Source organism: Aeromicrobium sp. YIM 150415, from assembly GCF_016918125.1.
Lineage (GTDB): Bacteria > Actinomycetota > Actinomycetes > Propionibacteriales > Nocardioidaceae > Aeromicrobium > Aeromicrobium piscarium.
The window spans coordinates 49,187-61,553 of the sequence record NZ_JAERWM010000014.1 but is presented as its reverse complement, the minus strand read 5'-3'; the positions used below and the strand labels follow the sequence as shown (position 1 = coordinate 61,553).

Annotated in this window: 12 protein-coding genes; 9 read left to right on the top strand and 3 right to left on the bottom strand. The window is 69.3% G+C overall.

Annotated elements, in window-relative coordinates; translation table 11 throughout:
• Positions 1-104 precede the first annotated feature (104 nt).
• Positions 105-860 carry a polyprenol monophosphomannose synthase gene (locus tag JL108_RS09980; RefSeq protein WP_205198147.1) on the top strand — a complete coding sequence of 252 codons (756 nt, stop codon included), beginning with the start codon at positions 105-107 and terminating at the stop codon, positions 858-860.
• A gap of 4 nt (positions 861-864) precedes the next feature.
• Here JL108_RS09980 and JL108_RS09975 read toward each other — a convergent pair whose 3' ends face one another.
• Complete coding sequence (locus JL108_RS09975) at positions 865-1,389, bottom strand: TetR/AcrR family transcriptional regulator (RefSeq protein WP_205198146.1); 525 nt, start codon at positions 1,387-1,389, stop codon at positions 865-867.
• 316 nt (positions 1,390-1,705) lie between these two features.
• Between JL108_RS09975 and JL108_RS09970 the strand changes: the two genes are divergently transcribed.
• Together JL108_RS09970 and JL108_RS09965 are read left to right on the top strand one after the other, a co-directional pair.
• Entirely contained in the window at positions 1,706-3,214 is a 1,509-nt protein-coding gene (locus JL108_RS09970) for an MFS transporter (protein ID WP_205198145.1), read from the top strand.
• Between the two features lie 116 nt (positions 3,215-3,330).
• Positions 3,331-4,215 carry an EamA family transporter gene (locus JL108_RS09965; RefSeq protein WP_307837236.1) on the top strand — a complete coding sequence of 295 codons (885 nt, stop codon included), beginning with the start codon at positions 3,331-3,333 and terminating at the stop codon, positions 4,213-4,215.
• A gap of 100 nt (positions 4,216-4,315) precedes the next feature.
• On the opposite strand, the gene JL108_RS09960 is transcribed toward JL108_RS09965, so the two are convergent.
• Complete coding sequence (locus JL108_RS09960; protein WP_205198144.1) at positions 4,316-4,867, bottom strand: TetR/AcrR family transcriptional regulator; 552 nt, start codon at positions 4,865-4,867, stop codon at positions 4,316-4,318.
• Between the two features lie 26 nt (positions 4,868-4,893).
• On the opposite strand from JL108_RS09960, the gene JL108_RS09955 reads away from it, so the two are divergent.
• From JL108_RS09955 to JL108_RS09945, 3 genes are read left to right on the top strand one after another with little or no spacing between them, the layout of a single operon-like run.
• The gene (locus JL108_RS09955; RefSeq protein ID WP_205198143.1) at positions 4,894-6,468 is read left to right on the top strand and encodes a carboxyl transferase domain-containing protein; all 1,575 of its coding nucleotides are present in this window, start codon (positions 4,894-4,896) and stop codon (positions 6,466-6,468) included.
• On the top strand, positions 6,465-8,348 hold the full coding sequence (locus JL108_RS09950) for a biotin carboxylase N-terminal domain-containing protein (protein ID WP_205198142.1): 1,884 nt from the start codon (positions 6,465-6,467) through the stop codon (positions 8,346-8,348). Before JL108_RS09955 ends, JL108_RS09950 begins: the two co-directional genes overlap by 4 nt.
• Entirely contained in the window at positions 8,348-9,277 is a 930-nt protein-coding gene (locus JL108_RS09945; RefSeq protein WP_205198141.1) for a hydroxymethylglutaryl-CoA lyase, read from the top strand. The genes JL108_RS09950 and JL108_RS09945 overlap by 1 nt, the downstream gene beginning before the upstream one ends.
• Before the next feature lie 223 nt (positions 9,278-9,500).
• Here JL108_RS09945 and JL108_RS09940 read toward each other — a convergent pair whose 3' ends face one another.
• The gene (locus JL108_RS09940) at positions 9,501-10,172 is read right to left on the bottom strand and encodes an EcsC family protein (protein WP_143914731.1); all 672 of its coding nucleotides are present in this window, start codon (positions 10,170-10,172) and stop codon (positions 9,501-9,503) included.
• An 80-nt stretch (positions 10,173-10,252) separates the two neighbouring features.
• Here JL108_RS09940 and JL108_RS09935 point away from each other — a divergent pair, with 80 nt between their 5' ends.
• From JL108_RS09935 to JL108_RS09925, 3 genes are all read left to right on the top strand, one after another.
• Positions 10,253-11,224, top strand: a complete 972-nt coding sequence (locus JL108_RS09935) for a phosphotransferase (RefSeq protein ID WP_205198140.1) — start codon at positions 10,253-10,255, stop codon at positions 11,222-11,224.
• Positions 11,221-11,901, top strand: coding sequence for a leucyl/phenylalanyl-tRNA--protein transferase (gene aat, locus JL108_RS09930; RefSeq protein ID WP_205198139.1), 681 nt, complete (start codon positions 11,221-11,223; stop codon positions 11,899-11,901). The genes JL108_RS09935 and aat overlap by 4 nt, the downstream gene beginning before the upstream one ends.
• An 89-nt stretch (positions 11,902-11,990) precedes the next feature.
• A complete protein-coding gene (locus JL108_RS09925; protein WP_087622326.1) occupies positions 11,991-12,269 on the top strand; it encodes an HU family DNA-binding protein in 279 nt (92 codons plus the stop codon).
• Positions 12,270-12,367: the final 98 nt, after the last annotated feature.

Genomic DNA, 12,367 nt, shown 5'->3' with positions numbered 1-12,367 from the left:
CCGAGCGGGCTGAGGACCCCTGGCGTACCGTGGGCGGGTTGTGACTCCCGCGAGCCTGGGGAGTCGGCAATCGTGACCGCTACCGACCTCCGGGAGACGCCGCCATGGACCAGGGCACTCGTGCGTTGGTGATCGTGCCGACCTACAACGAGCGCGAGAACATCCTCGAAGCGCTCGATCGCGTACTGCTGGCAGTGGATGCCGATGTGCTGGTCGTCGACGATGCGAGTCCCGATGGCACGGCCCAGCTCGCCCGTGACTATGAGGACGACCGTGTGCACCTACTGGAGCGGTCCGGGAAGCGCGGCCTCGGCAGTGCCTACATCGCCGGCTTCGACTGGGGGCTGGAGCGTGGCTATGGCGTCCTCGTCGAGATGGACGCCGACGGCTCGCACCCGGCCGGCCGGCTCGAGGCCCTCATCGAGGAAGTGCGCTCAGGACGTGCGGACCTCGCGATCGGGTCGCGGTGGGTGCGCGGCGGCTCGGTGGTCGACTGGCCGCGGCACCGGGAGGTCCTCAGCAGGGGTGCGAACACCTACGCCCGGCTGATGCTGGGGCTCGGCGTGCACGATGCGACGGCGGGCTTCCGGGCCTTCTCCGCCGAACTGTTGCGACGCTACGACCTGGGCGCGGTGAACGCCCGCGGCTACTGCTTCCAGATCGACATGACCGTGCGCGGACGCGATCTCGGTGCCCGCATCGTGGAGATCCCGATCGAGTTCCGCGACCGGGAGAAGGGCACCTCGAAGATGAGCGGCGACATCATCCTCGAGGCGATGCGGAAGGTCACCTGGTGGGGTCTTCGCCGGCTGGCCGGCCGCAAGCTGCAGGAGCGCCCAGCGCTCGACGCCCCGCGCTGATCTCTTAGAAGTCCAGGCGGGCGAGCACGTCGCGCACGTGCTCGAGCGCCTGGGGATGGGTGAATCCCGAGGTGTCGTCGAAGTAGAGGCCGTCGCCGATCAGCTGGATCGTGCGGGCGAGGGCCTCGTCGCCGAGATGCTCGCTGAGCACCGCGAACCACTGTTCTCGCAGCGAGGCGAGGGCGTTGCCGGCCCGCTCGTCGTTCTCCTGGGCGATGCGGGCGGCGGCGATCAGTGCGCGATCGAAGGCCGAGCCGGAGTCCACGGAGGTCTCCAGGTAGTAGTCCACGGGTCCTTGCGGCGCCGTCCGCATCGCGGCGATATCGCGTTCACCCATCTCCTGCATGCGAGAGAGCATCGCGTCGACGAGGTCGTCCTTGCTGTGGAAGTGGTAGAGCAGTCCTCCCTTGGAGACCCCGGCCGCCCCGGCGACATTGTCGAGTGTCGCCGAGCGGCTCCCCTCGGTCACCAGCAGGGTCTCGAAGGCGTCGAGCAGCTTGTCGCGAGTGGAGGGTTCCTCGGCCGGCATGCGCCGAGTCTAGCGATGACCGTAGGGACCCCGTCCGCCAAGGAGCGAGCGCCAGCGAGTGACTAATGGAGCCATCGCAGAAGGGGCGTAGCCGCGATGGAAGCGAAGCGAGGCGGGTTACGCAAGCCGGTGAGCTTACGTATCCCGCCTCGCCCGCTCGTTCCTCGCGGGCTCACGTTCGGGCGCTGAGCGCCCTCACTGGCGAGCGAGTACACGCCCGTGAGCGAAGCGAGGCGGGGTGGGCTCAGTGTACGTGGCATAGCTCATATACCAGGGAATTTGGGTACTGTACCGGCTGGACGGTACAGTAAAGCTCATGACCATGATCGATACCTCTGCGCCGGTCCGTGCCGGCCGCCGTGAGTGGCTCGCCCTCGCGGTCCTCATGATTCCCGTCCTCCTGGTGTCGGTCGACAACACGGTCCTGAGCTTCGCGCTGCCGGAGATCAGCACGGATCTGCGGCCCACCGGGAACCAGCTGTTGTGGATCGTTGACATCTACGCGCTCATGCTCGCCGGTCTGCTCATCGCGATGGGCTCGATCGGCGACCGCGTCGGCCGTCGCCGGCTGCTGCTCATCGGCGCGAGCGGCTTCGGGGTCGTCTCGCTGTTCGCCGCGTGGGCCGAGTCCCCGGAGGCGCTCATCCTCGCCCGGGCCCTCTTGGGCTTCTTCGGCGCGACCCTCATGCCCTCGACGCTCTCGATCATCCGCAATGTCTTCGACCACGCCCGCGATCGCCGCGTCGCCATCGCCACGTGGGCGGCGATGTTCTCCGGTGGCGCCGCTCTCGGCCCCATCGTCGGCGGCTGGCTGCTCGAGCACTTCTGGTGGGGCTCGGTCTTCCTCATCAACGTGCCGCTGATCGTCGTCTTCCTGCCCTTGGCGCTGTTCCTGTTGCCGGAGTCTCGCGACCCCAACCCGGGGCCCCTCGACTTCGCCTCGATCGCTCTGTCGATGCTCGCCATGGTGCCCGCGGTCTTCGCGATCAAGCACGGCGCCAAGGCCGGGCTCGATTCGGTGACCCTCGCCTCGATCGGCCTGGCGATCGGCGCTGGCTGGCTGTTCGTGCGCCGGCAGCAGCAGCGCGACAATCCCATGCTCGATGTCACCCTGTTCAAGAATCGGGTCTTCACCGGCGCGATCGTGGCCAACATGCTGAGCCTGATGGGTCTGGCCGGGTTCCTGTTCTTCGGATCCCAGCTGCTGCAGCTCGTGATCGGGCTGTCGCCGATGCGGGCGGCCACGGTGCTGCTGCCCGGTCTGATCGTCACGGTGGTGTTCGGCTTCGTCGCGGTGCGTCTCGTCGAGCGCTTCCCGGTCCGGGTGCTGGTGAGCGGCAGCTTCGTCGCCTCCTCCCTCGGCTACACGATCGCCGCGTTCACCGGACATCCGACGGTGATGAGCGTGCTCATCGCCTTCGCGATCATGGGGATCGGCATCGGTATCGCCGAGACACTCACGAATGACCTCATCCTCGCGAGCGTCCCGCCCCAGAAGGCGGGCGCGGCCTCAGCCATCTCCGAGACGGCCTATGAGGTCGGAGCGGTGCTGGGTACGGCGGTGCTCGGCAGCATCCTGACTGCCACTTACCGGGCACAGCTCACGGTCCCGGCGGAGTTGGCGTACGGCGAGAAGCGGCATGCCTTCGAGACCCTCGGCAGCACGATGCAGTACGCCGCGAAGTATCCGAACGGTCTAGGCGAACAGCTCGCGGAATCGGCCCGGAACGCCTTCGATCTCGGCGTGCAGCTGACCTCGGGCACGGCGATCTTCGTCGCCCTCGCCGCCGCCTTCGTCTCGTGGCGGGCCTTCCGCCGCCTCTGACCTCGCCGCTCGGGCGGTGCGCTATCCCATACCTCACGACGCGAGGTACGGGATGACGCACCGCCCGAGCCCATGCCGTGGCCGGCGCTGTCGTAGCCCGGTGAGATCGTGGGAGCGTGCCGGCACGCGACAGCGCCCTGGCCGTGCTCGTCGCGGTGCTCTGGGGACTCAACTTCGTCATCATCGACGAAGGGATGAGCGGCGTGCCCCCGCTGCTGTTCCTCGCGGTGCGTTTCGCCTTCGTCGCCTTCCCGCTCGTGCTGTTCGTGCCGCGACCAGGGGCCCGATGGCAATCGGTGGTGGCTGTGGGAGCCTTCATGAGCCTCGGACAGTTCAGCCTGCTCTACCTGGGGTTGGCGGCCGGCATGCCCTCGGGGCTCGCCTCGCTGGTGCTCCAGGCGCAGGTGATCTTCACGATCGTGCTGGCCTGGGCCGCGCTCGGTGAACGCACGGCGACCCGTCAGGTCATCGGGGTGGTGGTCGGCGCGGCCGGTCTGCTCCTGGTGGCGATCGCCCACGGGCTGCGAGCCCCGGTGCTCCCGGTGGTCATCACGATCGGCGCGGCGTTCTCCTGGGCCGTGGGCAATGTCGTCGCGCGACAGGCCAAGGTGTCCTCGGGGCTGTCCCTCGTGGTGTGGTCGGCGCTCGTCGTGCCGGTGCCGTGTCTGCTGCTCTCACTGCTCGTCGACGGTCCCGCGGCGATCGCGGATGCCGTGTCCGCCTTCGGCTGGGGCGCCGCGGCCAGCACCGCCTACACGGCTATCGGTGCATCGCTGATCGGGTACACGATCTTCAACGGACTGCTCTCCCGGCATCCGGCCGGGTCCGTCGTGCCGTTCATCCTGCTGGTCCCCGTCGTCGGCATCGCGGCGGCATGGGCCGTGCAGGACGAGGTGCCCACCCCGCTGGAGGCGGTGGGTGCGGTCGTGATGATGACCGGTGTCGCGATCGCGAGCATCACTCGGCGGCGTCCGCCGGTCGCCCTCGGCGAGCCGTCCTAGCCCCCGAGACTCGCGCCGCTGACGCTCAACTCTTGCCGGGCTGTGGCCCCTGGGGCGCCGTGAAAAGGGCCACAACCCGGCGAAAGTCGGACCCGGAGGGTCAGGGGCCGAGGAGGGCGCGGTGGGCCATCTGCGTCAGGAGGGCGCGCATCTGCCGGTCGTTCAGGCGGGCGGAGTGCGGCGTGGAGTTGAGCAGGCCGAAGGCCGCCTGCACGCTCGCTCGCGCGGCCGGGCGATCGAGGTCCGTCCGCAGCTCGCGGAGCACACCGACCCACACGTCGATGTACGCCAGCTGCGTCTCGCGCACCCGCTCTCGTGAGGCGGCGTCCAAGGTCGACCACTCGCGCTCCTGGATCACGATGAGCGCCGGATGGGTGAGCGCGAATTCCACGTGCCAGTCGATGAGCGCGTCGAGGGCGGCTGAGGCATCGGGGGCCTCATCGGCGCGCCGTGTGCCCTCCGCGAGGAGCCGGTCGCTGACCGAGGTGAGCGAGTGCTGCAATAGCTCGGCCTTGCCGGAGAAGTGCTTGTAGAGCGCGGGACCGGAGATGCCCACCGCCTCGCCGATGTCCTGTACCGAGACGCCGTGGAACCCCCGCTCGGCGAAGAGCTCCGCCGCGACGTCCACGATCTGCTGTTGGCGGGTGACCACGATCGCAGCGTAGCGCATCGTGGTTAATGACTGTTAACCTTCGAGGCGTGACCCTCCAGGATCTCGTCTCCGAACTCCGTGAGCGCACCGCCGTCGCCCGGCGTGGCGGCAGCGATGCCGCCCGCGAACGGCATCTGTCCCGCGGCAAGCTGCTCCCTCGAGATCGCGTGGACCGGCTGCTCGACCCCGGCTCACCGTTCCTCGAGATCGCACCGCTCGCGGCGCACGACATGTACGGCGGCGATGTGCCGAGCGCGGGTATCGTCACCGGCATCGGCCGGGTCGCGGGACGCGAATGCGTCGTCGTCGCCAATGACGCGACGGTCAAAGGCGGCACCTACTACCCGCTCACCGTCAAGAAGCACCTGCGGGCGCAGACGATCGCCCAGCAGAATCGGCTCCCGTGCGTCTACCTCGTCGACTCCGGTGGAGCCTTCCTGCCGATGCAGGACGAGGTGTTCCCCGACCGCGAGCACTTCGGCCGGATCTTCTACAACCAGGCACAGATGTCGGCGCAGGGCATCGCGCAGATCGCCGCCGTCATGGGCTCCTGCACCGCCGGCGGCGCCTACGTGCCGGCGATGAGCGACGAGAGCGTCATCGTGCGCGACCAGGGCACGATCTTCCTCGGCGGGCCGCCGCTCGTGAAGGCCGCCACCGGCGAGGTCGTCACGGCCGAGGAGCTCGGTGGGGGAGACGTGCACGCCCGGACCTCCGGCGTGGTGGACCATCTCGCCGAGGACGACGAGCACGCGCTGGCGATCGTCCGCTCCATCGTCGAGACCCTCGAACGCCCACAGGCCCCCGCCTATGTCCGGCGCGAGCCCGTCGAGCCGAGGGATGACCCGTCCGGCCTCTACGACGTGATCCCCGACGACCCGCGCGTGCCCTATGACGTACGCGAGGTCATCCGCCGGATCGTCGACGACTCGCGCCTACACGAGTTCAAGCCGCTCTACGGCGATACCCTCGTCTGCGGTTTCGCCCACATCTGGGGCTACCCCGTCGCCATCCTGGCCAATAACGGCATCCTCTTCAGTGAGTCGGCGATGAAGGGCGCGCACTTCATCGAGCTGGCCAACCAGCGCGGCATCCCGCTGGTCTTCCTGCAGAACATCACCGGCTTCATGGTCGGCAGGGAGTATGAGAACGGCGGCATCGCCAAGGACGGCGCCAAGCTCGTCACCGCCGTGGCGTCCAGCGTCGTCCCGAAGTTCACCGTCGTCATCGGCGGCTCGTACGGCGCCGGGAACTATGGCATGTGCGGCCGCGCCTACGACCCGCGCTTCCTCTGGATATGGCCCAACGCCCGGATCTCGGTCATGGGCGGCGAGCAGGCCGCGTCGGTGCTCGCCACCGTCCGCCGCGACGCCCTCGAGGCCAAGGGCGGCGAGTGGAGCGAGGAGGACGAGGAGGCCTTCAAGGAGCCGATCCGCGCGCAATACGAGGAGCAGGGGTCCCCCTACTACTCCACCGCCCGACTGTGGGACGACGGCATCATCGACCCGGCCGACACCCGCCGCGTGCTCGGCCTCGGACTCCAGGCTGCCTCGCACGCTCTCATCCCCGCCACCCCACAGTTCGGAGTGTTCCGGCTATGACCTTCTCCCGTGTCCTCATCGCCAACCGTGGCGAGATCGCCCGCCGCATCATCCGGGCCTGCCGCGACGCCGGACTCGTCAGCATCGCGGTCTACTCCGAAGCCGACGCCGACGCCGCCTTCACCCGCGAGGCCGACGAGTCCGTGCGCATCGGCCCCACCCCCGCGAGCGAGTCCTATCTCTCGATCGAGGTGATCCTCGACGCCGCCCGTCGCACCGGTGCCGAGGCGGTCCATCCCGGTTACGGCTTCCTGTCCGAGCGGGCGGAGTTCGCTCGGGCGGTGACCGAGGCCGGGCTGGTGTTCATCGGCCCGAGCGCCGAGGTGATGGAGGCGATGGGCCGCAAGGACCGCGCCCGCGATATCGCCGAGCGCGCCGGGGTCCCCGTCACCCCGCGCTTCGAGCCCGATGACATCTCCGCGGACGCCTTCCCGGTCCTCGTGAAGGCGGCGGCAGGAGGGGGTGGCAAGGGCATGCACGTCGCTCGACGCCCCGATGACCTCGCCGATGCGCTCGCGGTGGCGAGTCGTGAGGCCCGGTCCGCCTTCGGCGATGACACGCTGCTGATCGAGAAGTACGTCGAGCGGGGTCGGCACGTCGAGGTGCAGGTCTTCGGCGACACCCGCGGCGAGATCGTGCATCTCTACGAGCGTGACTGTTCGGCGCAGCGACGGCACCAGAAGGTCATCGAAGAGGCTCCGGCGCCCTTCCTCGACCCGGCGGTCAGGCAGTTGCTGCTCGACTCGGCAGTCGCGCTCTGCCGCGAGGTCGGGTATGTGGGCGCCGGGACCGTCGAGTTCCTGGTCGCGGGCACCGATGCCTACTTCCTGGAGATGAACACCCGGCTCCAAGTCGAGCATCCGGTCACTGAGGAAGTCACCGGTGTCGATCTCGTGCAGTGGCAGTTCCAGATCGCGCAGGGGGAACCGCTGCCGCTGCGCCAGGACGAGATCGGCTGTGAGGGCCACGCGATCGAGGCCCGGATCTATGCCGAGGACCCCTATGCCGGCTTCCTGCCGCAGGCCGGTCGGGTGGTCGACGTGCAGTGGCCGTGGCACGAACGCGTCGAGGCGGCGCTCGACGGTCCAGGCGAGATCGGTACGGCCTACGATCCGATGCTGGCCAAGATCATCACGCGCGGGGCCACGCGGGACGAGGCGATCGACGCGCTCGTCGCCGCGCTGAGCGAGACGGCGGTGCTCGGGGTCACCACCAATACCGGCTTCGTCCGCCGGCTGGCGGACAGTACGGCCTTCCGCGAGGGCGATGTGCACACCGGATGGCTCGATGATCCCGAGCTCTCGTCCGCATTGCTCGATCGACCGGAACTCAGTGACCGGGCGCTGGCCGAGGCGGCTCAATGTATGACCGAGCCGGCCGAGGACGATCCCTTCGGGTGCCGCGACGGATGGCGTTCGGCCGGCCACGCAGGTCCCGACCGCGTGGTCCTCGTCGAACAGTTCGGTCAGCGGCACGAGATCGACCTGGATGCTTCCGCGCAATGTCGTCGTGAGGCGATACCTGAGCCGTGGATAAGTGCGCCGTGGCTACGGCGGATCGGCGGCCGGGTCTGGGTCGCCCAGCACGGTGAGTCGTGGGTTCTGGAGGTCCCGGATCCGATGTCGCGTGCCCGCTCCGCCGCCCAGGGCGACGAGACGGTGACGGCGCCGATGCCGGGAACGGTCCTTACGGTCGAGGTCGCCGAAGGCGATCGGGTCGTCGCCGATCAGCGCATCGCGACGATGGAGGCGATGAAGATGGAGCTCACGCTCGTCGCCCCCCACGACGGAGTGGTGGGAGAACTCGGCGCCCGGCCGGGGCAACAGGTGCCGATCGGGCAGGTGATCGCCCGGGTCACCGCGGCCGACGGGGACGCCTGATGGGCCGCGCCCTGCCGATGACGGTCCGCGAGGAGGGACTGCCCGAGCGGGTGACGATCTACGAGGTCGGACCGCGCGACGGGCTGCAGAATGAGAAGGCGATCGTCCCGCTGGAGGTCAAGGCGGCGTTCGTGGAGCGGCTGGTGGCTGCCGGCCTGCCGATCGTGGAGGCGACGAGCTTCGTGCATCCGCGCTGGGTGCCGCAGCTCGCCGATGCGGCCGAGCTGGTGGCCCGGCTCGACCTGGGCGGCCCGACCCCGCTGCCGGTGCTGGTGCCCAATCAGCGCGGCCTCGATCGGGCGATCGAGGCCGGATGCCGGCACATCGCGGTCTTCGCCAGCGCGACGGAGACCTTCGCGGCCAAGAACCTGAACACGACGCTGGAGGACCAGTTCGCGATGTTCGAGCCGGTCGTGCGGCGCGCCCTCGATCAGGGGATCGATGTCCGCGCCTATGTGTCGATGTGCTTCGGCGATCCGTGGGAGGGCGCGGTCCCGATCGAACAGGTGGTCGCGGTCGGCACCCGGCTGCTCGGCCTCGGTGCCTCGCAGCTCTCGCTCGGCGACACGATCGGCGTGGGAACCGTGGGTCACGTGGGCGCACTCGTCGAGGCCTTCGGCGCTGCGGGTGTGGGTGTCGACCAGCTCGCGATGCACTTCCACGACACCTACGGCCAGGCGCTCGCCAATGCCCATGCGGCGTTGCGCCAAGGGATCACGACCTTCGACGCCTCGGCCGGCGGCCTCGGCGGATGTCCCTATGCCGAGAGCGCTACCGGCAATCTGGCCACCGAGGATCTGATCTGGATGCTCGACGGCCTCGGCATCGAGCACGGCGTCGACCTCGATGCGGTGGTGGCGACGAGCATCTGGATGGCCGAACAGCTGGGTCGCCCCAGCCCGTCGGCCGTCGTCCGCGCCCTCACCTGAACCCCGAACCCGCTCTCTGACCCTCCGGGTCCAACTTTTGGCCACTTGTGGCCCCTTCGGAAGCCGGAGAAGGGCCACATCTTGGTCCGGAAGCTCACCTTGTCCGGTTGTCGAGACGATCTCAGTATGCGGTCACCCCGCGAGGAGAGAGCAGGATGTGGCCACTTGTGGCCCGTTCAGAGGTCGTCGAAAGGGCCACAAGTGGCCAAAAGTTGGACGGGGCTCAGCGCAGCCGGCGGTCGCGCAACTCGGTCTGGGCGTACTTCCCGACCTGCCAGGTGCCGAGACCGTCGGCGCCGGCGCCCACCGCGCCGCCCAGCAGCGGCACCCGCTTGCCGACGAGCATGACCGCACGCCGACCGACCGTGCGACCGACGAGCTCCCCGGTGACCTCCCGGGCGATGCGGTCGTCGAGCGCCGGGTCATGGACCGGCGAGGTGGCCATCGCCATCGGCGATGACGGCAACCGGTGGCTACGGATCATCTGCTCGACGGTCTCCTCGCCCAGCATGACCGCCAGGATCGCATTGCGGACCCGTGGGTCCTCGATGTCGTAGCCGCGCAGATGCGCCACGCTCGCGACCAGATGGCACTGCACGATCGTCACGCCCACGACATTCGCCGGCAGGGTCGCGGCCGCGATCGAGAGGCCGCCGAGATTGGTGACGAATCCCTGGAGCCCGGCCAGGCTGGTGTGCGTGCGCACGAGGGCTGCGACGGCCTTCTCGACGTCGCCACCGTGGCTCGCCAGCTTGCCGCCGGCCGTCTCGATGACCGGCCGCAGGGGTCCGGCGCCGTCGATGGCGCGATCCAGCACCGCGCGGACATAGCCGGAGGCGACGCGGGGAACCAGCTTCGATCCCGCGCCGACGGCCATAGTGCTTCCCAGACCCATACCCCCAGGATAGAAGCCGTTCCTATCCGCGGGGCCCGAATCTGCGCGAGGATGTGAGGGGGACGATCGAGGGAGCACCCATGACGGTCCGGACACCGCCTTTCTCGCAGCAGGTCGTGAGCCCGGCGTGGCGCTCCGCGGCGACGGAGTGGATCGCCGAGATGGTCACCCGTGCGGGGTGGCGTCTCACCGGCCCGATCCGCCAACCGCGTATTCGACCCTGGTCGACCCAGCTGGTGGTGGCGACCGACCACGGCGATGTCTGGTTCAAGGCCAACTGCCGCGCGGCCCGGTTCGAAGCGGGGGTGCACCAGCTGCTCACCCAGCTGATCCCCGAGCTTCTCCAGCGACCGCTGGCCGTCGACCCGCGCCGCGGATGGCTGCTCACCGCCGACCACGGAGAGCGTCCCCTCGAGGACACGGACGCCGGCACCGCGGACTGGTGCGCGCTCGTGCGCGAGGGAGCGCGATGGCAGCAGCGGCTGGCCGACCATGGAACCGAGCTGCTGGAGGCCGGGCTCCCGGATCATTCCCCCAGGACGGTGCCCGAGCGGTTCGATCAGCTCCTCGACGCCCTCGAAGGTCTGCCGGACCTGCATCCCTCGGCGCTCACGGCTGACGAGGCGACGCGATTCCGGCGGCATCGCGACGAACTCGCCGAGGCGTGCGCGGCATTGGAGGCCTCGTCGCTGCCCACCACGTTCCAGCACGGCGACCTGCACTGGGGCAATGTGTGGGGAACGCGCGAGCAGCCGCGATTGTTCGACTTCGGCGACGCGAGCTGGGCGCCCGCCGTCGAGCTGCTGTCCGTCCCCCGCGCGGTCGCGCGCATGGGGGCGGATGTCGACTGGCCCGGAGTCGTCGCCGCCTACCTGGAGGTCTGGGACATCGACCACACGGCCTGGGGCGTGGCCTGGAACGCGGCGACCTTCACCCATGCGGTCAATCGCGCCGGGAGCTGGTGGAGCCTGCTGCAGGAGGCGACCGAGGCCGAGTGGGAGCAGTGGGGTGAGGCACCGCTGGCCCATCTGCGCGAGATGATGAGGACATGACCGGACCGGTGCCGCTGCCGCCACCCGTGTGGGACTTCACCTCGGCGCGGTGGCCGGAGGACGACTGCGTCGCGGCGGGCGCCGACCTCGAACCCTCGACTCTGGTCGAGGCCTACCGCAATGGCCTCTTCCCGATGCCCGATGGGGGGCAGCTGTTGTGGTGGTGCCCGCTCGAGCGCGGTGTGCTCGAACCGGGGCGCATCCGGGTCTCGCGGTCGCTGCGCGCCTCGACGCGTCGGTTCACGATCACGGTCGACCAGGACTTCGCCGGAGTGGTCGCCGGGTGTGCCGATCCGCGTCGCCCGGGCGCCTGGATCGACCGCTCGATCGCGCGCGCTTACCAGCGATTGCACGAATTCGGCTGGGCACATTCGATCGAGGTCCGTGACGACGACGGTGCGCTGGTGGGCGGTCTGTACGGCGTCGCCGTGGGACGCCTGTTCGCCGGGGAATCGATGTTCCATCGGGTGAGAGACGCGTCCAAGGTGGCCCTGGTGGCGTTGAACGAACTCTTGGAATCGCAGGCAGGATCGGACTATCTTGTCGACACGCAGTGGCAGACGCCGCACCTGGCCTCACTCGGCGTGACCACGGTGAGACGAGAGGAGTACCTGCGTCGTATCGGCCCGCTGACCGCCGGTCAGCCGCTGGACTGGACGTTCTCTACCACCGGATAAACCCCGCGACACGGCCGGGTAGGGCTTGGAATTTCGCGGAGTATTCATAGACTGGCGGACGCACACATCAATCTGCACTAGGAGTTTTCGTGGCTCTCTCCCGCAACGACCTCGTCGCCGCCCTCGCTGAGCAGGCCGGCGTGACCAAGACCGACGCCGACAAGGTGCTCTCGGCCTTCAGCGATGTCGTCCTCGACGCCGTCTCCAAGGGCGACAAGGTCTCCATCCCCGGCATCCTGTCGGTCGAGCGCGTCGAGCGCGCCGCTCGCACGGGCCGGAACCCCGCCACCGGCGAGACGATCGACATCCCGGCCGGTTACGGCGTGAAGGTCAGCGCCGGCTCGCGCCTGAAGGCCGCCGCCAAGTAAGACGTCCCGCTCCGGACCTTCCTCGCCGCCGATCGCGGCGAGGGAAGAGGTCCTGTGCGTGATGGCGACATCGACGCGCCCCCGTTCCTCGTGGACGG